A 19104-nucleotide genomic window follows, 5' to 3' on the forward strand; every position below is an offset into this window, starting at 1 on the left:
AGTCGCTGACCTGGGCCAGCGTGGTGGAGAAGATCTCGATCCGCCCCGACGGGGTGTTGAACGGCACCCCTTTTTCGATCTGGTCGCGGAACGCTACGTGCGGTTGCGCGAATTCGAACTTGTATACCCCGCGCTGCTTGAATTCTTCCCAGCTCATCGTGACCCCTTGGTGCGATTGCACCCGGTGCCACCAGTCCACCAGATAGGCCTCGTCTACCGGATCGTCGTTCTCGAAGTAGCTGCGGTCGGCCTTGGGGTTGTAGCGCTTGCCGAAACCTGACAGTCGGGCCGGGTCGAGGGCCTCGAGGCGATAGGCGAGCTCGGTGAAGATCTGGAAGTCGCTCTTGGACTCGCCGAGCGGGGCGATGACCTTGGGCCGATGGATGTAGTAGTGCCCCTTGTACCAAGGCAAGGCGACATCGTGGCGTTCGAAGTGCGTGGCCACCGGCAGCAGGATGTCGGCCCACAGCCCCGAGGGCGTGATCGTGGAGTCGGCGCATACCACCAGCTCGAGCTTGCGGATGGCTTCGATTTCCTTGTTGATGTTGGTCAGCTGATTGAACCAGTCCGAGCCATGCCACCAGATCGCCTTGATGTTCGGGATGACGCCGTCGAACTGGTCAGCGCGCGGCCACAGGCCGATCTCCTCGCGCCGCACGTCGGGGTAGTTGAGTACGCAATGCGCCCAGCGGTCGGACTTGATGGAAGCCGACCACACGTTGGCGTACTCGTCATAGGGGTAGGCCACCGCTTCCGCGTGCCAGCCCTTGCCGACGCCTTCCGCACAGCCGCCGAGGATGCCGATGTTGCCGGTCATTGCCTGCAGGGCCGCCGCCATGCGGTTGTACTGCTCGCCGTAGGCGTTGCGCCCGGGTGACCACGAGGCCTTCAGCGCCGCCGGCTTGGTGCGGGCGTACATGTCGGCAAGCTTGCGGATGTCGTCTGCCGCCACGCCGCAGATCTCGGCAGCCCACTCCGGCGTCTTCGGCTGCCCGTCGTAGGTGCCGAGGATGTAGTCCTTGAAGTTCTCGTGCCCGCGCGCCCAGTCCGGCATCGTGCCCGCGTCCACGCCCAGGCAGAAACGGTTGATGAAGGCCTGGTCCTGCAGCTCATTGACAAAGGTGTAGTGCGCCATCGCGGCCAGCATCGCCGCGTCGGTATTGGGGCGGATGGGAATCCACCAGGCGTCATAGGCCGACGCCGAATCCGTGTACTGGGGGTCGACCACGACGAACTTGCAGCCGCGCTGCTTGGCCAGCCGCATGTAGTGGAACGTGTTGCCGCCGTGGAAGGTGTAGGCCGGGTTCCAGCCCCACATGATGATGAGCTTCGAGTGCGCGAAGGCGTCGTCCTCGTTGCCGTCCTCGATGGTGCCGAACGTGGTGCGGCTGGAGAAGGTTGTGCCCTGGTAGCTTGGCACGGACCAGGAGCTGGTTCGGCAACCGAACATCCCGAGGAAACGTGCCAGCAAGCCCTCGATCTGATCCGATTTGTGCAGGACACCGTAGGAGGCTCCGGCATAGGACTGGTCGAGGATGGCCGTCGGTCCGTAGGTGTCCTTCAGCTCGATCATCTTCTTGGCGATGCGGTCGAGCGCTTCGTCCCACGACACGCGCTTGAAGCGGCCCTCCCCGCGTTCGCCCACGCGCACCATCGGGTAGAGCAGGCGCTCGGCGGAGTAGAGCCGCGCGCGGTAGGAGCGTCCGCGCAAGCAGGCGCGCAGCTGCGGCACCGCCTCGGTCTCGAAACCAAAGGCGCCGCCTGCCTGGTAGCGGCCGTCATCGGACGACAGGCGAACGATCACGTCTCCTTTCTTGTGCGCGACCAGCATGTGGCGGGAGCCGCAGTTGTGCGCGCAGCTGGTCACCATGGTGGTGAGCTGGTCGTCGGTGTAGTAGGGCTCGTAAGCGAAGGCCGAAGCCTCCTTGCCCGTGCTTGCCAGTTCCACGAAGCTGCTGGCGGCGGCCGCGGCGGCGCCCGCCGCGGTGGTCTTGAGGAAGTCGCGGCGCGCCGGGTTGATCGGCGCGGCGAGTGTGTCCTTGTTCATGGCGAGTTCCCGTGCTGTCATTTGGCCGCTGGTTTGTCGATCAGGAAGCGTGCTTCCGACCGCGTCGGGCGATCCTTGGCCCATTCGGGCACCTCGTCCGCCATGCCGGGCCAGGCGTTACGTGCAAACGGATAGGCGATGCGGTACCAGGGCCTGCCGCCGTGACAGCCAAAGCACACATCACCGCCGGCCATGTGCTCGCGTCCGGCCTCGGCTGCGGCCTCGATCGCGGCGGGCTTGAGGTAATTGACCTGGTGCCGATTGGTACGGAAGGCCACGTGACAGGCGAGGCAGTCGTTCTGCATGTCGATGCGCACCTCGTGCCAAGGCCCGGGCAGCCCCATGATCGTGTAGTCGGTGGGCTGGCCATGACACTTCAGGCAGATTGCCTCGGTATTGACGGCCTTGCGCAGGGTGAAGTCGCCGCTTCCCTGCGCTGCGGTGTTCGCCGACGTGCCCGGGGCCTCGTCACGCGGGTCATGACCCTGATGGCAGGTCGTACATTTCAGATCCATCAGCTGCTTGGCCAGCGGCGTGACCAGGTGACGACGGTGGAAACTGTCCTGTTCGCCCTGGTAGGTGGAAACCTGTTGGTACCACGCTAGGCTGCCCTTGGCCGCGACACCGGCCGGACTCCGCGCCAGCGGCTTGTCCTCGAGGACGTCAGCATGGCAGGCGAGGCACTGTGCATCGGTGGCCGTCTCGATCGCCGGCTTGAAGTGCAGCGGGCTGTACGTTGCGCGCATGTGTTCGCCAGGCCGCTCGGCGGAGCCGCCGGGCTTGGCGGACTTCTTCGCCGCGGTCTTCTTTGGTGCAGCGGCATGCCAGCCGCGCAGATCGTAATAGCCGAGCATTCCCGGTTGGTCGAAGGGCGTGTACCAGGCCTCCTGATCGCGCATGACGGCCAGAGTGGCCGGTGCAGGCAGCACGATTCCGCGCTGCAGACGGGTCTTTGCCGCCTCGCTGGTCGTGTGCTGGTGGATCACTGGTGCGCCTGCTGGCCTGGCATCAGGTTGCAGGCCTGCAACGGGATAAGCCGGCGCGTCCGCCATCGCGGCGTTGATGCCAGCAAGAAGAAGGATCAAAACAGGAAGACGCATCTCCGGCACTCTCCAATAAGGGAGGAAGGGGGGCGGCCCCCTTCCCGTGCCCAGCTAGGGCAAACAGTCCCGCTTACTTCTTGGGTGCGTCGGCCGCCATGCCCGACATGCCACCCATGCCCGACATGCCACCCATACCGGACATGCCACCCATCCCCGACATGCCACCCATCCCCGACATGCCGCCCATGCCCGACATGCCGCCCATACCGGACATGCCCGACATGCCGCCCATGCCAGCCATACCGGCGGGGATGTTGATGATTACGGTCGTGCCGCCCATGCCGGACATGCCACCCATGCCGGACATGCCGCCCATGCCACCCATACCGGCCATGCCGCCCATGCCCGACATGCCGCCCATGCCACCCATGCCCGACATGCCGCCCATGCCACCCATACCCGACATGCCACCCATGCCACCCATACCCGACATGCCACCCATGCCACCCATGCCCGACATGCCACCCATGCCCTGCTGCTGGGCGAAGACGGAGCCGGCCATGGCAAGGGTCAGCGCGCTCGCGGCAACAACGATCAGTTTTTTCATGGCGATACCCATATCAACGTTGATTGAATGCTTGCTTGTTGCCTGGCATCCGAGGATGCAGGTGATCAGCACTCAGCAACTCCTGGGCCAGAACGGCCCCAAGAGCTATCAATCTGTTTTTACGGGACTTTCTTTACTCATCTGGACTTCGGCCACAGGGAAAAACCTGACAAGATTGCAGGCTCATATCGAGAACATCGAATAAGCCATTGTTTTTCATAAGAAAATAAACCTGCAAGAATTGCAGGCAACGTCAAGTACCAGACGGTCGAGATCGAGAGCGGCGCTCGCATTGAGGGCACGCTGGAGCGCAATGACCGTGTCGAGCATCCAAAAAGGTCGGCGGATTGCGAAAGACCCGTTTCAGCGGCCAGGCGAAGACCCAGATGGCGGCCTTCCTTTCCGGTGCCGCATACAACCTGCTTCGAATCGCGAAATTGAGCGTTTCGGAGGTGAAGGCATGAGCGCAGGTGCGCAAACGGGCCTTCGTGGTCGCCGTTGCAGCCACGAAGACAATTCGAACGCGATGCGAAGGTGATTCCGGAAAACAATGTCACGATGAAATTCGACCTGAACCTCAGTGCTGGCGCGGTACCGCTGGCTTTTGCATCACGCTGCTAGCGCCGGCACGAAGGCCGCGGTGGTGCCGAGCTTGAGCGGCTTGTCGGTGGCGGCCTGGGCGAGGCCGATCGTGGAGGTCGCAAGGGCGGCGACGGCGAAGGTCTTCAGCCACTTGGCGGCGGTGCGGGGGAATGCGTTGTTCTTGCTCATGGTGGGCTCCTGGATGGGGATCGGTAAAAGGACTGACTGCGTGCAGATCAACCTGAAGCCCATGGAGCAAGAGCGATGCCAGAAGAAAAGGTGCTTTAAAACAGGCGCTTGAGTTTTTGCAGAGGTGTGGCGGCTGTCCGGATTTCAGCGCGTTTGTGGTTGCAGTGCACCATCGGCAGCAGCAGGACGGGGGCGGGCCAGCGCGTGGTTTCACCCGATCCAGGTGACCCGCCGATTCGCGGATTGGCTACATGCCCGATCGAAGTCGCCGATGCGATGACCGTTTGGGAGCGGTCCGGGTAGACTCCCGACGATTCGGTGCGCCCGTGCGGCCATCGCCGCGCACCCGAACCACTCGCATTCCAGGACGCATGCATGAGCGCCAGCTTTCAACAACTCGCCAACTTCATCTGGTCCGTCGCCGATCTGCTGCGTGGCCCCTACCGCCCGCCGCAGTACGAGCGCGTGATGCTGCCGCTGACCGTGCTGCGCCGCTTCGACGCCGTGCTGGCGCCCAGCAAGGACGCTGTGCTCAAGCGCCACGCCGAACTGAGCGCGAAGAAGATCGCCAACATCGACGCCATCCTCAACAACCTGGCCAAGGATGAGCAGGGCAACCCGCTGGGCTTTCACAACCACAGCCAGCTCGATTTCCACAAGCTCAAGGGCGACCCGGAGAACATCGGCCGCCATCTGGCCGACTACATCGACGGGTTCTCCGAGAACGTCCGCCGGATCTTCGAACGCTTCGAGTTCGACAAGGAGATCGAGAAGCTCGAGGAGTCCAACCGTCTCTACCAGGTGGTCGCCCGGTTCGCCGAAATCGACCTGCATCCGCGCACGGTCGACAACATCACCATGGGCCTGGTGTTCGAGGACCTGATCCGGCGCTTCAACGAAGCCGCCAATGAAACCGCCGGCGACCACTTCACCCCGCGCGAAGTCATCCAGCTCATGGTCAACCTGCTGCTGGAGCCCGACACCAGCGTGCTCACCCAGGCCGGCGTCATCGTCACCATCTGCGATCCGGCCTGCGGCACCGGCGGCATGCTGGCCGAGGCGCAGAACTGGATTCGCGCCCACAACGAGCAGGCCACGGTCAAGGTGTATGGGCAGGACTACAACCCGCGCTCGTATGCGGTCGCCGCCTCCGACCTGCTGATCAAGGGCCAGCGCGACAGCCGCGTCGAGCTCGGCAACACCCTGATCGACGATCGCTTTGCGGACATGCGCTCGTTCGACTACCTGCTCGCCAATCCGCCCTTTGGTGTGGACTGGAAGGCCGAAAAGAAGGTGATCGACCGCTGGACCGACTTCCGCGGCTACAGCGGCAAGCTGCCCCGGATCAACGATGGCGCCTTGCTCTTCCTGCTGCACATGATCAGCAAGTTCGCCGACTACGCGCCCGGCAACAAGGACCTGCCGGGTTCGCGTGCGGCCGTCGTCTTCAACGGCTCGCCGCTTTTTACCGGCGGGGCCGGCAGCGGCGAGAGCGACATCCGGCGCTGGATCATCGAGCGCGACATGCTCGAAGCCATCGTCGCCCTGCCCGAGCAGATGTTCTACAACACTGGGATCGGCACCTTCATCTGGGTGGTCAGCAACCGCAAGGCCGCCCAACGCAAGGGCAGGATCCAGCTCATCGACGCCCGCGCGCGCTACACGCCGATGAAGCGCAGCCTGGGCGACAAGCGCCGCTACCTCGATCAGGCTGCCCTCGATGCCGTCACCCGCGAGCACGGCGGCATGGCTGACGGCGAGACCAGCCGCGTGTTCGACAACACCGACTTCGGCTACCGCCGCATCACCGTGCTGCGCCCGCTGCGCCTGCGCTTCCAGATCACCCAGGATGCGCGCGAGCGCTTTCTGAATGCCTGCCCCGAACTGTTCGACGCCCTGCAGGCGGTGCGCGACGCGCTCGGCGACGAGCCGCTGCTGGACTGGAACCAGGCCTGGGACGCCGTACAGCAGGTGTTCATGGACTTGCCCGATGAGGTCGAGGGCTGGGCCAAGGGCGCGAAGGGCACGGCGCAGAAGAAGATCTTCCGCGACTGCTTCACCACCGTGGACCCCGAGGCCGCGCCGGTCATCGCCAGGCACCACAAGGTCGAGCCGCTCGACCTCGCCGCGCTGTTCCCCGGCCAGGCCTTATCCGCTGACGTCACGAAGGCCGAGCTGTACGCGCTTTTGGGTCTGTACGCCGATGGCAAGGGTAAGCACATCGATTACGAACCCGATCCGGCGCTGAAGGACGCGGAGAACATCCCGGTGAAGGAGGACATCGTCGGCTACGTGCTGCGCGAGGTGCGCCCCTACGTGACCGACGCCTGGATCGACCGCGAGACGCTGGACGAGCAGGACGGCGGCATCGGCAAGGTCGGCTACGAGATCAACTTCAACCGCGTGTTCTTCCAGTACCAGCCACCGCGCCCGCTGCACGAGATCGACGCCGAGCTGGCGGAGGTCGAGAAGGAGATCCTGGACTTGCTGCGGGAGGTGACGGAGTGACGGCGCAGGCGGATTCGGGAGACGTCTCCCAGATTGTGGGGACGGTGCCCCCACAATCCGCAGCGACCACCAAGGCCATGGCTGCGCGTTTGTCGCCTTCGCACGATGGCGATGAGGAACCGCCGGAGGAGGTAGAGTGACTTCCATCCGCTATCCCGCTCACTGGACGTGCCAGAAACTGAAACACGTGGCCTCACTGAGAAGCGGGGAAAGTATTACCTCCAACGACATTTCCGACTCGGGCGAGTACCCAGTTTACGGTGGGAATGGGGTGCGTGGTTACACCTCGAGCCACACCCATGAAGGTGAGTACCCACTCATCGGCCGCCAAGGCGCGCTCTGCGGGAACATCAACTATGCGTCTGGAAAGTTCTGGGCGTCGGAGCATGCTGTGGTTGTGCATGTGCGCGAGGGTCATGTGGTGCGCTGGCTTGGTGAAGTATTGCGGTCGATGGATTTGAACCAGTACTCGCAGTCGGCCGCACAGCCCGGGATCAGCGTCGAGGTCATCGAGAACCTTCCAATTCCTGTTCCCCCAGAGTTCGAGCAGGAAGTCATCGCCGCCTACCTCGACCGCGAAACCGCCCGCATCGACCGGCTGATTGCCGCCAAGGAGCGCATGCTGGCGCTGCTCGAAGAAAAGCGCGCTGCCCTCATCAGCCGCGTCGTCACCCGCGGCCTCGACCCTGACGCCCCGCTCAAACCCTCCGGCCAGGAATGGCTGGGCGAGATTCCGGCGCATTGGCATGTGGAGCGCGCCAAGAACCTTTTTACCGTTCGGGATGAACGTTCCGACGATGGAACAGAGGAACTGCTCACCGTTTCGCACATAACCGGCGTTACCTCGCGCTCCGAGAAGGACGTCTATATGTTCGAGGCCGATGACAAGGCAGGTTACAAGCGGTGTATGCGGGGCGATCTTGCGATCAACACCCTATGGGCGTGGATGGGTGCCATGGGCATCAGCCCTTTGGAAGGTATCGTCAGCCCCGACTACCACGTCTACACCTCGAAAGGCGAATTGCTGCCCGAGTATGTCGATCTGCTGTGCCGCTCGCGGCCCTTCGTGGCCGAGGTGAACCGCTGGTCAAAGGGCGTCTGGTCGTCTCGCTTGCGCTTGTATCCGGAGAACTTCTTTGAGATGCGGCTACCCGTCCCGCCGCACGATGAGCAACTCGAGATTGTCCGCTCGATCGAAACGGATCAATACAGGGTGAGTGCTCTGCGCGATAGCTTGCAGTTGTCGATCGCGCTAGCCAAGGAACGCCGCGCAGCCCTCATCACCGCCGCCGTCACCGGCCAGCTCTCGCTGGAGGCCATGACGCGATGAAATTCGAAACCTTCCAGGCAGGCCGCTGGCAGCCGCGCTACCAGTACAAGAGCTTCGAGCCGGTGCCGGTCAACCACGAGTGGACCTGGGAAGACGCCACGATCAACGCCTTGCTGGAGCAGGCCACCCAGGCGCTGGGGGAGCTGAACGCGTTTTCGCTGATCGTTCCCGACATCGATCTGTTCATCGAAATGCACGTGGTCAAGGAGGCGCAGACCTCCAGCAAGATCGAGGGCACGCAAACGGCCATTGACGAGGCCTTGATGTCCGAAGACCAGATCCGGCCCGAGAAGCGCGACGACTGGCGTGAGGTGCGCAACTACATCGATGCGGTCAACCTGGCCATTGACGAGTTGCAGCGCCTGCCCTTGTCCAACCGGTTGCTGAAGCAGACCCACGCCACGCTGATGCGCGGGGTGCGGGGCGAGCACAAGCTGCCGGGCGAATTCCGCGCCAGCCAGAACTGGATCGGCGGCTCCAGTCTGGCCGATGCGGCCTTCGTGCCGCCGCACCATGAGGGCGTGCCCGAGCTGATGGGCGACCTGGAGAAGTTCTGGCACAACGAAGCGGTGGTGGTACCGCACCTGGTGCGCGTCGCCATCAGCCACTACCAGTTCGAGACCATTCACCCCTTTCTGGACGGCAATGGCCGAATCGGGCGGCTGATGATTCCGCTCTACCTCATCAGCCACGGGCTGCTGGCCAAGCCCTCGCTGTACCTTTCGGATTTTTTCGAGCGCAACCGGGCCAGCTATTACGACGCGCTGATGCGGGTGCGCACCAGCAACGACCTGATTCACTGGGTGCGGTTTTTCCTGAATGGAGTGACGCAGACCGCGGTCAAGGGGCGCGACACCTTTCGGCAGATCCTGTCGCTGCGCACCGAAGTGGAGCACGCGGCGCTGGACATGGGCCGCCGCGCGGGCATGGCCCGCGATGCGCTGAACCTGCTGTACCGGCGCCCCATCGTGGCCGCGGCCGACCTGGAGCGGGAGCTGGGCGTGTCCACACCCACGGCCAATACGCTGATCAAGGCGCTGATCGAGCGCCACGTGCTGGTGGAGATCACCGGCCAGCAGCGAGGCAGGGTGTATGCCTTTGACCGTTACCTTAAGCTGTTCACAAGTTAAAGTTAGCGCTGAATATTTAACCAATACCTCGCGCTGCTAAAGGAAACGAGCGATGAAGACCACCAGCGAAGCCGCTTTCGAGACCGCCATCGAGTCGGTCTTGCTCGCCGGGGGCTACGCGCGGGTGGACAGCAACGCCTTCGACCGCGAGCGCGCGATCTTCCCCGACGAGGCGCTGGCCTTCATCCGCGCCACCCAGGGCAAGGTGTGGGACAAGCTGGAGGCGCTGCACGGCGAGCAGACCGGCCTGCGAGTGCTCGAGTCGCTGTGCAAGTGGCTCGACACCCATGGCGCGCTGGCCACGCTGCGCCACGGCTTCAAGTGTTTCGGCAAGACCTTGCGCATCGCCTTCTTCCGCCCGGCACACGGCCTGAACCCGGAACTCGAGGCGCGCTATCGGGCCAACCGGCTGGGGCTCACCCGCCAACTGCACTTCAGCCCGAAGTCGGAAAAGTCGCTGGATGTGGTGCTGTCGGTGAACGGCATCCCGCTGGTGACGCTGGAACTGAAGAACCCGCTCAGCGGCCAGACCGCCGCCAACGCCATCCACCAGTACCGCCACGATCGCGACCCGCGCGAGCCGATCTTCGTGTTCTCCAGGCGTGCGCTGGTGCATTTCGCGGTGGATACCGAGGAGGCGCACATGGCCACGCGCCTGGCCGGTTCATCGACCTACTTTCTGCCCTTCAACCGCGGCGCGGACGGCGGCGCCGGCAACCCGCCCCACCCTGAGGGGCGCAACTACAAGACGGCCTACGTGTGGGAAGAGGTGCTGCAGCGCGATAGCCTGCTCGACCTGCTCGCGCGCTTCCTGCATCTCGATGTCGAAGAGAAGACCACCGACGACGGCAAGAAGCTGCGCAAGGAAAGCCTGATCTTTCCGCGCTACCACCAGTTGCAGGCGGTGCGCCAGATGGTGGCGGCGGCCGCCAGCGAGGGCGTGGGCCATAACTATCTGGTCGAGCATTCGGCCGGCAGCGGCAAGAGCAACACCATTGCCTGGCTGGCGCATCGGCTGTCCAGTCTGCACAACGAACGCGACGAACGGCTGTTCGACAGCGTAGTGGTCATCACCGACCGCGTGGTGCTGGACCGCCAGTTGCAGAACACCATCTACCAGTTCGACCACCGCCAGGGCGTGGTGCAGAAGATCGACGAGGATTCGCGCCAGCTCGCCGAGGCGCTGGAAGCGGGCGTGTCGATCATCATCACCACGCTGCAGAAGTTTCCCTTCGTATCCGGGCAGTTGATGAAGCTTGCCGAGGAACGTGGCGAGGGCAGCAAGAGCCATCTGCCCACGCGCAGGTACGCGGTAATCATCGACGAGGCGCACAGCTCGCAGTCGGGTGAGACGGCGACGGAGTTGAAGGGCGTGCTGGGTGGCGCCGAGTTGCGCCGCAAGGCGCAGGAGATGGCGGAGGACGAAGGCGAGCTTGAGCTCGAGCGCCTGTTCCGTTCCATGGCCAAGCGCGGTCAGCAGCCGAACATGAGCTTCTTCGCCTTCACCGCCACGCCCAAGCATAAGACGCTGGCGATCTTCGGCCGCAAGGGCGAGCCCTTCCACCGCTACACCATGCGCCAGGCCATCGAGGAAGGCTTCATCGAGGACGTGCTGAAGAGCTACGTCACCTACAAGACCTATTACAAGCTGATCAAGAAGGCCGAGGACGACCCCAACGTCGAACGCAAGAAGGCGGCCAAGGCGCTGGCCCGCTTCATGCGCCTGCACCCGCACAACATCGGCCAAAAGACCGAGGTGATGGTCGAACACTTCCAGCACTTCACTCGGCACAAGATCGGCGGCCACGCGAAGGCGATGGTGGTGACCGGCTCGCGGCTGGAGGCGGTGCGCTACAAGCAGGAATTCGATCGCTACATCCAGGAAAAGGGCTACCCGATCAAGAGCCTGGTCGCGTTCTCGGGCAGCGTTGAGGACGACAGGATTGCCGAGAAGACCTATACCGAGGTGGAGATGAACGGCGGCCTCAAGGAAAAGGCCTTGCCGGAAACCTTCGCCAAGCCGGATTTCCGCGTGTTGCTGGTGGCCGAGAAATACCAGACCGGCTTCGATCAGCCGCTGCTGCACACGATGTATGTGGACAAGCGCCTGGCGGGCATTCAGGCGGTGCAGACGCTGTCGCGCCTGAACCGCACCCATCCCCTCAAGGACGACACCTTCGTGCTCGACTTCGTCAATGAGCCGGGCGAGATCCAGGAGGCCTTCCGCCAGTACTACGAAGGCGCGGTGATGGGCGAGGAGGTCGATCCCGACAAGCTCTACGCGGTCAAGGCCGAGCTCGATGCCTCGGGCATCTACCGTCAGACCGAAGTGAGCGATTTTTCGCGGGTGTTCTTCGCGCCCAAGCGCCGCCAGAGCCCCGGCGACCACAAGGCGATGAACGCGATCCTCGACCAGGCGGTCGCGCGCTTCGTGCAGTTGCAGAACACGGAGGAGGAGGAAGCCGAACTGTGGCGCGGCAAGCTGCAGGCCTTCCGCAATCTGTACGGCTTTCTGAGCCAGGTGATTCCGTATCAGGACAGCGATCTGGAAAAGCTGTTCACCTACCTGCGCCACCTCGCGCTGAAGCTGCCCAAGCGCAAGAGCGGGCCCGGCTACCAGTTCGACGAAGAGGTCGAGCTCGACTACTACCGCCTGCAGAAGATCAGCGAAGGCTCGATCAGCCTCGACGAGGGTTATGCCAAACCGCTGGACGGCCCGCGCGAGGTGGGCTCGGGCATGGTGCGCGAGGAGCATGTTTCGCTCTCCCGCCTGATCGACATCATCAACCAGCGCTTCGGCGGCGAGCTCAACGAAGCGGACCAGTTATTCTTCGACCAGATCGCTGAGGCGGCGAGCTTGAACGAGTCGTTGCAGAGGGCGGCCGAGGTCAATTCCCTCGACAAGTTCCAGCTCGTGTTCAGGCAGGTGCTGGAGTCGCTGTTCATCGAGCGCATGGAGTTGAACGAGGAGCTGTTCACAGATTACATGGCCAAGCCGGAGATGCAGGCGCTGGTGTCGAAATGGCTGGGAGGCCAGGTCTACGATCGGCTGTCTGCGGCAAGAAGGCGGGTCAGCTGACGCCGCCCGGATTGCGCAACAAACCCACGACGACATCTCGGGCCTTCGCCTCACCCCGTCGCCGCCCCCACCGTCCAGTAGAACCCGGGCGCGGTGCCGTTGATCGCGTGGTCGCCCACCACCCGCGCCTTGAAGATCACCGGGTTGTGCGAGGCCAGCGTGCGCGCGTTGCGCCAGTGGCGGTCTAGCCGCCGGTCTTCCTGCACCGCCGAGGCGCCGCCGACGTCGAACAGTCGCGTGGTCGAGGTCAGCACGGCGTCGACCAGGCCGACCTGGGCCTTTGCCGCGCTCAGCTCGACGTCCACCAGCAGGCTTTCGGGGACGGCTTCGCCGCGCCGGCGCAGGCGGTCGATGTCCCCGAGCCTGGCGGCCACTGCGCCGACGGTGGCGCCGGCCAGGTAGGCGGTACTGGCGAGCTGGCCGACGACCTGCTGGATGAGCGGGTCTTCGCGCGGGGTGGTGCCGCCGCCGTGGCTGAACACGCGCTTGCGCGGGCGTACGTAGGCGCAGGCGTCGCGCTCGATGGCACGGGCGATGCCGGTCAGCGTGGCCAGATGGACGAGCTGGAAGAAGGCGGTCATCGACGTCGGCCCGCTGCGCGCGCAAGGCCAGATCGAGGCGGGGTCGACCTCGACGTCGGTGAGGCGGGTGGTGCCCGAGCCGGTCAGGCGCTGGCCAAAGCCCTTCCAGTCGTCGATGCGCTCCACGCCGGGGGCGTCCGCCCGCACCAGAGCGATGACGGGCTGCTCGGCGCCGCCCGCCACGCCCTCCTCCTGCAGTTGCGCGCTCACCGCGATCCAGTCGGCGTACAGCGAGCCGCTGCTGTAGTACTTGGTGCCGTTCAGGCGCAGCGCGCCGTGCTGGCGGGTGATCCGCGTCGCCGGCTGGCCGAGCGCGCCGTCACCGATCTCGGTGGTGGCGTTGCCGAAAATCTCGCCCGCGGCGGCGCGCTCCAGCCAGGGGGCATGGAGGGCGGGGTCGATCTCGGCGTACAGGCGCTCGATCTGGCCGAAATGGGCGCGGAGGATGTTGGGCAGGTTCGAGTCGGCTTCGGCGAGCTCGATGAGCAGTGCGAAGAACTGCTCGACCGAGGCGCCGAAACCGCCGTGTTCCACCGGTACGCGCAGGGCGCCGAAGCGGGCCTCGCGCAGCCAGCCGACGGCGTCGAAGGGCAGCTCGCGGTCGTGCTCGCGTTCGGCGGCGCGCTCGGCGATGCGGGCGAAGATGGGGCGGAAGCGCGCGGCCAGGGTCTCGAACGCCGGTGCGGGGGCGGCGGGTGCGGTTGCGGCGGATGTCGCAGAGGCCACCGCTTCAGCGCCGGGCTTCGTTCTGATGAAGGGATGGGGCAGGCCGGACTGTCGTGCGTTCATGCGAACTCCACATTGCGGGTTTCGGTCTTGGGGGTGAAGGCGCCGCGATAGCGGGCGGCCGGATGGCGCTCGTTGATGCGGTCGCTGCCGAACAGCTTCTGGCGCAGGGTGCCGGGGCGGTACTCGCGCTTGGCGAGGCCGCGCTGCTGCAGCACCGGCAGCAGGTGTTCGTTGAACTCCTCGTAGGAGCCGGGCAGGTGCCAGTTGATGACGTTGATGCCGTCGACGCCGGCCTGCTGCCACAGCTCGAGCTGGTCGGCGATCTGCTCCGGCGTGCCGGCGACACGGCCGCGGCGCGAGGCCAGGCGGCCGAGGTCGGCCACGGTCGGTTCGGTGCCCGGCGAGCTCTTCGCGTACCAGTCGAGGATGCTCTGGCTGGCCTCGGACTGGATCGCCGCCAGCGGGGTGTCGGCCGGGTAGGGCTTGCCGTAGCGGTCGACCGCGTAGTTGTGGTGGGCGAGGAAGCCGTCGAGGCTGGCGTACTCGTCGTATTCCGCTTCCTTGTGCCGCACTTCGGCCTCGGTGCTGCCGATGATGAAGCTCAGGCCCTGGAAGAACTTGATGTCTTCGGCGCGGCGGCCGGTGGCCACCGCGAGGCGGCGGGTGTCGCGGATCAGCTCCGCAGCCACCGTGGGATTGGGGGTGACGATGAACTGGCCTTCGGCATTGGCCGCGGCAAACTGGCGTCCGGCGCCCGATGAGCCGGCCTGGAACAGCAGCGGCGTGCGCTGCGGCGAGGGCGCGCTCAGGTGCGGCCCTTCCACCCGGTAACGTGGGCCGACGTGGTGGATCTTGTGGATCTTGTTGTGGTCTGCGAACACGCCGCGCGCGCGGTCGATCAGCAGCGCGCCCTCGTCCCACGAGCCTTCCCACAGCTTGTAGACGACATCGACGTATTCCGCCGCCCAGGCGTAGCGCTCGTCGTGCGGGGTGAGCTGGTCCTGGCCGAAGTTGCGCGCGGCGTTCTCAAGATGCGTGGTGACGATGTTCCACGCCACCCGTCCGCGCGAGATGTGATCCAGCGTCGATACCTTGCGCGCGAAGTCGAAGGGGTGGGCCTGCAGCACCGAACTGGTGAAGGCGAGCCCGAGGTGCTCGGTGTTGACCGCCAGGGCCGACAGCAGCACCGACGGGTCGTTGCTCGGGATCTGCAGTCCCTCCCGGGCATTGACCTCGTAGTCGCCGCCGAGCGGGCCGTAGAGGCCGACCACGTCGGCGAAGAAGATGGCGTCGAACAGGCCGCGCTCGAGCGTGCGGGCGAGGTCGACCCAAAGGTTCACATCGTTGAAATCGACCTGTCGGGCATCGGGGTGCCGCCACTGTCCGTGCTGGATGTGGGAGGCGGTGTTCATGACGAAGGCGTTGAAGGCGAGGGCGGGCATGGGGTGTCCTGTTCCGAGGGATGGAGGGCGGAGAGGTGGCAACGGGCGGGCGTCGTTCAAGCGATGGCTTCGCTGCTGCGTGTCGTGGCTGTGTGGGCGGTCCGGTCTGGGCCTTGCGGGGTGGGCGTGATCGGGATGACGGCGCTCGGGGTGCGGTCTGCGCGCTGACGCGCGATCGCCTCCTTGGCGACGCGATCGATGACCATGTCGTTGTGCGGCGGGTTGTAGAGGCCGCATTGCACGTCGCGGAAGTGGCGCTCCAGCGGCAGGTCGCGCGACAGCGCGTGGCCGCCGGCGATCTGCATCGCGAGTTCGACGATGCGGATGGCGTTGTTGGTCACCGCGTACTTGGTGATCGCGACCTCGCTGCCGAGCTTGTCCTTGAGGTCGTCGTGGCGGTCCCAGCGCTCGGCCAGGCCGTACAGCAGCGATTTCGACACGCCGATCAGGATCTCGATCTCGCCGATCTTGTGCTGCACCTGCGGCGCGTCCAGGATCACGCTGCCGAGGCTGGGCGCGAAGCGGCTGTCGGCGAAGTCGAGGATGAAGTCGCGCGCGGCGATGGCGATACCGAGATAGATCGCCGGCAACTGCAGCGAGTAGGCGCCGCTGCAGGCCATGAAGCGGCTCGGCTTGCCCTTCTCGAGGCGGACCAGCAGGGCGTCCGCGGGCACTTCCACGTCGTCGAGCTCGACGTCGTGACTGCCGGTGCTGCGCATGCCCAGCGAATCCCAGGTTTCGACGATGCGCACGCGTGCGGACTTGCGCACCAGGAACTCGGCCGTCTGGTCGTCGTCCTCGATATGGGCTAGCACGGTGAAGTGGTTCACTGCGGGCGCCAGCGTGGAGAAGGCCTTGCGCCCCGAGATGAGGTAGCCGTCGCCGTGGCGGCGGGCGACGGTGGTGGGCTTGAAGCCGCGCACGACGTTGCCGGCATCGCGTTCGGTGGCGAAGACATTGATCAGCTCGCCGCGCTCGACCGCATCGCGGCACACACGCTCGAACACGGCCTCGTCCCAGGCGCGCGTGGTGCTGAGGCCGAAGAAGGTCATCAGGTGCCAGCCGAGCGCGAGCGCGGTCGCGCCGCTGGCGCCGGCGATGCGCTCCTGCACCAGCAGCGTCTCGTACAGCGACAGCCCCCGGCCGCCGTATTCCTCGGGGACGGTGAGGCCGAGCGCGCCCTTGTGCCTCAGGATCTCGAAGTGCTCGAACGGGAATTCGCCCGTCCGGTCGTAGCGCGCTGCCGTCGGCCGGATCGCGGCAGCAATGTCATTGGCGTAGGTGACGAGTTCGGCGTCGCGCGCGTTGCGCAGGGTCGGATCTTCGATGGGCATGGGCTTTGCTCCGCGGCTGCTCAGGAATAGAAGGAAGGCTTCGGGTAGTGGCCGTTGAGCGCCCAGTCGCCGAGTTCGCGCACCTTGTAATCCACCGGGTCGTGCAGGGTGTGCACGCGCAGGTTGCGCCAGAAGCGGTCGAGGCGCAGCGCGGCGGTGGTGGAGCGCGCGCCGGTGACCTCGAAGATGCGGCTGGTGAGATCCAGCCCGCCACGGGTGGCGGCGACCTTGGCGGTGGCGACGGCGAGCGCGACCTCGCCGCGGCCTTCCGCGCTGAGCGCGAGCCGTGTGTCCCAGGCGGCGTCGAAACGCGCAGCGGCGCGGTCGGCGAGCGCGCGGGTCGATTCGAGCGCGACCCAGAACTCGCCGTAGTGGGCGAGCACATAGGGGTCTTCGCTGACGTGGGCGGCGGGCGAGGCCGACCACAGGCGTGCCTCGTTGCGGGTGTAGTGGCGCGCTTCGGCGAGTGCGCCTTCGGCAATGCCGAGGAAGATGTTCACGAAGATGAGCTGCGCGAGCAGCGGGCGCAGGCAGGCGTGGGGCGAGGACAGCGGCCCGGGCCGGGACAGGATCTCGTCCTCGGCCACCGCCACGCGCTCGAACAGCGCACTGCCGCTGTCGGTCTGGCGCTGGCCCATGTTGTCCCAGTCCTCCAGCAGGGTGATGCCGGCGCGGCGGGTGGGGAGCGCGGCGATGATCAGCTTGCCCTCGGCGCTGTCCTCGACCGCCGAGGCCAGCAGCATGTCTGAGTCGAGCGCGCCGGAGCAGAAGCTCTTGCGCCCCGAAAACTCGCGCCCGCCGGCCACGCGGGTGGCGACGGTGCGCTTGTCGAGCGGGTTGAGCGCGTTGCCCCAGAACCAGCCCTGCGTCACCGTGTCGAGCAGCCAGGGCTGCCACTGCTCCGGGCTGCCGAACAGGCGTACCGAGGCCAGTTGCAGGTGGTGGAAGGCGAACACATGCGCGACCGAGCTGTCGGCTCGCGCCAGCTGGCGTACGACGGACAGCGTCTCGGCCCAGCTCGCGCCTAGGCCGCCGTATGCGCTCGGAATGCTCAGCTTCAGGAGACCGCTCGCGCGCAGCAGGTCGCGCTCGGCCTTCGGCGTGCCCCCGGCGAGGTCGCGCGCGGCGGCGGTTTCGGCGAAGCGTGCGGCCAGGCGTGCGGCGATGGCGGCGGGGGATTCCGCGCTTACGGTATTCGGTTCGAGGGTATGGGCGTCGCTCAGACTCATGGGGGATGGTTCCTTTGCCAGCGGACAGGTCGGTTCGAGCGGGGAGGGGACTGGAACGGGGGCGGAAAGCGGGGCGGACATGGGTGACGACATTCAGGCGTCGGCCGCGGCCAGGGCGTCGGCGGCGGTGTCGCCGATGAGGCCGAAGCGCTTGAGCTGGGTGCGCAGGATGTTGCGCGAGATGCCGAGCTGCTTTGCGGTGCGGACCTGGTTCTCGCGGCAGTACTCGAAGGCGGTCGTGAATAGCAGTTGCTCGATGCGCTTGTAGACCTCGGGCGTGTCTTCATCCAGCAGCCGGCGCAGGCCCGCGCGCACGGTGGCGAAGCCGTCTGCGTGGCTGCCGCCGGGATCGGGCGTCGCACCGGGAGGCGACAGCGCGAAGCCGGGCAGGCGCAGGTCGCCGGGATTGACGACGCCGTTCTGGCACACGATCAGCGCGAAGTGGACGACGTTCTCCAGTTCGCGGATGTTGCCCGGCCAGTGGTAGGCCACCAGTTCCGCGGCAGCTTCCTGGCTCAGGCGCGGTGTCGGGATGTCGAGGCGCTGGCGGTAGAAGTCGATGAAGTACTCGACCAGCGGCAGGATGTCGCCCGGGCGCTCGCGCAGCGGTGGCAGCTCCACCGGCGCGACGTTGAGCCGGTAGTAGAGGTCGAGGCGGAAATGCCCGGCCTGCACCGCCTTCTCCAGATTGACGTTGGTCGCCGCCACCAGGCGTACATCCACCGGGATCGGCTTGCGCGAGCCCAGCCGCACCACCTGGCGCTCCTGCAGCACGCGCAGCAGCTTGACCTGCATCGCCAGCGGCAGGTCGCCGACCTCGTCGAGGAACAGCGTGCCGCCGTTGGCCGCCTCGAACCAGCCGGCGCGCGCCTGCTGGGCGCCGGTGAAGGCGCCGGCCTCGTGGCCGAACAGCTCGGCCTCGACCAGGTTGTCGCTGAACGCGCCGCAATTGACCGCCACGAAGGGGCCGCTGCGTCCGCTCTGCGCGTGAATGTGGCGCGCCACCAGCTCCTTGCCGGTGCCGGTCTCGCCGATGATCAGCACGTTGGCTTCGGTCGGCGCGATGAGCTCCACCTGGCGCAGCAGGCGCAGCGATTTGGCGTCATGGAAGATCAACGCCTTGGCGCGGATGGAGAGCGCGCCTTGCCCGGCGTTGGGCAAGGTCAGCAGCTTGGCGGTGTTCGATTCGGGCATGTTGCACTCCTGTGCGGGGGCGACGCCGCGGCACTCCTGGCAGCGGATCAAGAGCGGCGCTCGTGTTGCAGTGGGGAAAG

General features: G+C 65.8%; 14 protein-coding genes and 1 pseudogene. 6 read left to right on the plus strand and 9 right to left on the minus strand.

From position 1 onward, the window contains the following. The 3 genes from PO78_RS11850 to PO78_RS11865 all read right to left on the minus strand — a co-directional run. A partial coding sequence (locus PO78_RS11850) for a molybdopterin-dependent oxidoreductase (protein WP_156147808.1) occupies positions 1 to 2047 on the minus strand: 2047 nt, incomplete at its 3' end. 17 nt (positions 2048 to 2064) lie between these two features. After that, a complete protein-coding gene (locus tag PO78_RS11855; protein WP_156147781.1) occupies positions 2065 to 3156 on the minus strand; it encodes a hypothetical protein in 1092 nt (363 codons plus the stop codon). A 64-nt stretch (positions 3157 to 3220) separates the two neighbouring features. Continuing rightward, positions 3221 to 3652, minus strand: coding sequence for a hypothetical protein (locus tag PO78_RS11865; protein ID WP_197068771.1), 432 nt, complete (start codon positions 3650 to 3652; stop codon positions 3221 to 3223). On the opposite strand from PO78_RS11865, the gene PO78_RS22885 reads away from it, so the two are divergent. After that, positions 3651 to 3902: a hypothetical protein gene (locus PO78_RS22885; RefSeq protein WP_156147809.1), complete on the plus strand. Its 252-nt coding sequence runs from the start codon at positions 3651 to 3653 to the stop codon at positions 3900 to 3902. The two genes, PO78_RS11865 and PO78_RS22885, sit on opposite strands and share 2 nt — an antisense overlap. A 127-nt stretch (positions 3903 to 4029) precedes the next feature. Further along, positions 4030 to 4161 (plus strand): annotated as a pseudogene (locus tag PO78_RS22890) (IS5/IS1182 family transposase); the annotation flags it as partial. Positions 4162 to 4306: 145 nt separating this feature from the next. On the opposite strand, the gene PO78_RS22300 reads toward PO78_RS22890, so the two are convergent. Continuing rightward, a complete protein-coding gene (locus PO78_RS22300) occupies positions 4307 to 4468 on the minus strand; it encodes a hypothetical protein (RefSeq protein ID WP_231570703.1) in 162 nt (53 codons plus the stop codon). Between the two features lie 375 nt (positions 4469 to 4843). Here PO78_RS22300 and PO78_RS11870 point away from each other — a divergent pair, with 375 nt between their 5' ends. The 4 genes from PO78_RS11870 (at position 4844) to PO78_RS11885 (ending at position 12515) form a co-directional block, all read left to right on the plus strand. Beyond that, positions 4844 to 6976, plus strand: a complete 2133-nt coding sequence (locus PO78_RS11870) for a type I restriction-modification system subunit M (protein ID WP_043743980.1) — start codon at positions 4844 to 4846, stop codon at positions 6974 to 6976. Between the two features lie 136 nt (positions 6977 to 7112). Then, positions 7113 to 8306 (plus strand): restriction endonuclease subunit S, encoded by a 1194-nt coding sequence (locus PO78_RS11875; RefSeq protein ID WP_082047746.1) that lies wholly within the window; start codon positions 7113 to 7115, stop codon positions 8304 to 8306. Continuing rightward, a complete protein-coding gene (locus PO78_RS11880) occupies positions 8303 to 9436 on the plus strand; it encodes a Fic family protein (RefSeq protein ID WP_043743984.1) in 1134 nt (377 codons plus the stop codon). Before PO78_RS11875 ends, PO78_RS11880 begins: the two co-directional genes overlap by 4 nt. 52 nt (positions 9437 to 9488) lie before the next feature. Then, a complete protein-coding gene (locus tag PO78_RS11885; RefSeq protein ID WP_043743986.1) occupies positions 9489 to 12515 on the plus strand; it encodes a type I restriction endonuclease subunit R in 3027 nt (1008 codons plus the stop codon). 50 nt (positions 12516 to 12565) lie between these two features. Here PO78_RS11885 and PO78_RS11890 read toward each other — a convergent pair whose 3' ends face one another. The 5 genes from PO78_RS11890 to PO78_RS11910 all read right to left on the minus strand — a co-directional run bounded on the left by PO78_RS11890 (position 12566) and on the right by PO78_RS11910 (position 19024). Further along, a complete protein-coding gene (locus tag PO78_RS11890; RefSeq protein ID WP_043743988.1) occupies positions 12566 to 13885 on the minus strand; it encodes an acyl-CoA dehydrogenase family protein in 1320 nt (439 codons plus the stop codon). Further along, positions 13882 to 15267 carry an LLM class flavin-dependent oxidoreductase gene (locus PO78_RS11895; protein WP_043743990.1) on the minus strand — a complete coding sequence of 462 codons (1386 nt, stop codon included), beginning with the start codon at positions 15265 to 15267 and terminating at the stop codon, positions 13882 to 13884. Before PO78_RS11895 ends, PO78_RS11890 begins: the two co-directional genes overlap by 4 nt. Before the next feature lie 56 nt (positions 15268 to 15323). After that, positions 15324 to 16601, minus strand: coding sequence for an acyl-CoA dehydrogenase family protein (locus PO78_RS11900; protein ID WP_043743994.1), 1278 nt, complete (start codon positions 16599 to 16601; stop codon positions 15324 to 15326). Between the two features lie 20 nt (positions 16602 to 16621). Continuing rightward, positions 16622 to 17830 carry an acyl-CoA dehydrogenase family protein gene (locus PO78_RS11905; RefSeq protein WP_043743997.1) on the minus strand — a complete coding sequence of 403 codons (1209 nt, stop codon included), beginning with the start codon at positions 17828 to 17830 and terminating at the stop codon, positions 16622 to 16624. 93 nt (positions 17831 to 17923) lie between these two features. Then, positions 17924 to 19024, minus strand: a complete 1101-nt coding sequence (locus PO78_RS11910) for a sigma-54 interaction domain-containing protein (protein ID WP_043744000.1) — start codon at positions 19022 to 19024, stop codon at positions 17924 to 17926. Positions 19025 to 19104 lie beyond the last annotated feature (80 nt).

The sequence above is a fragment of the Thauera sp. SWB20 genome (assembly GCF_000831325.1).
Lineage (GTDB): Bacteria > Pseudomonadota > Gammaproteobacteria > Burkholderiales > Rhodocyclaceae > Thauera > Thauera aminoaromatica.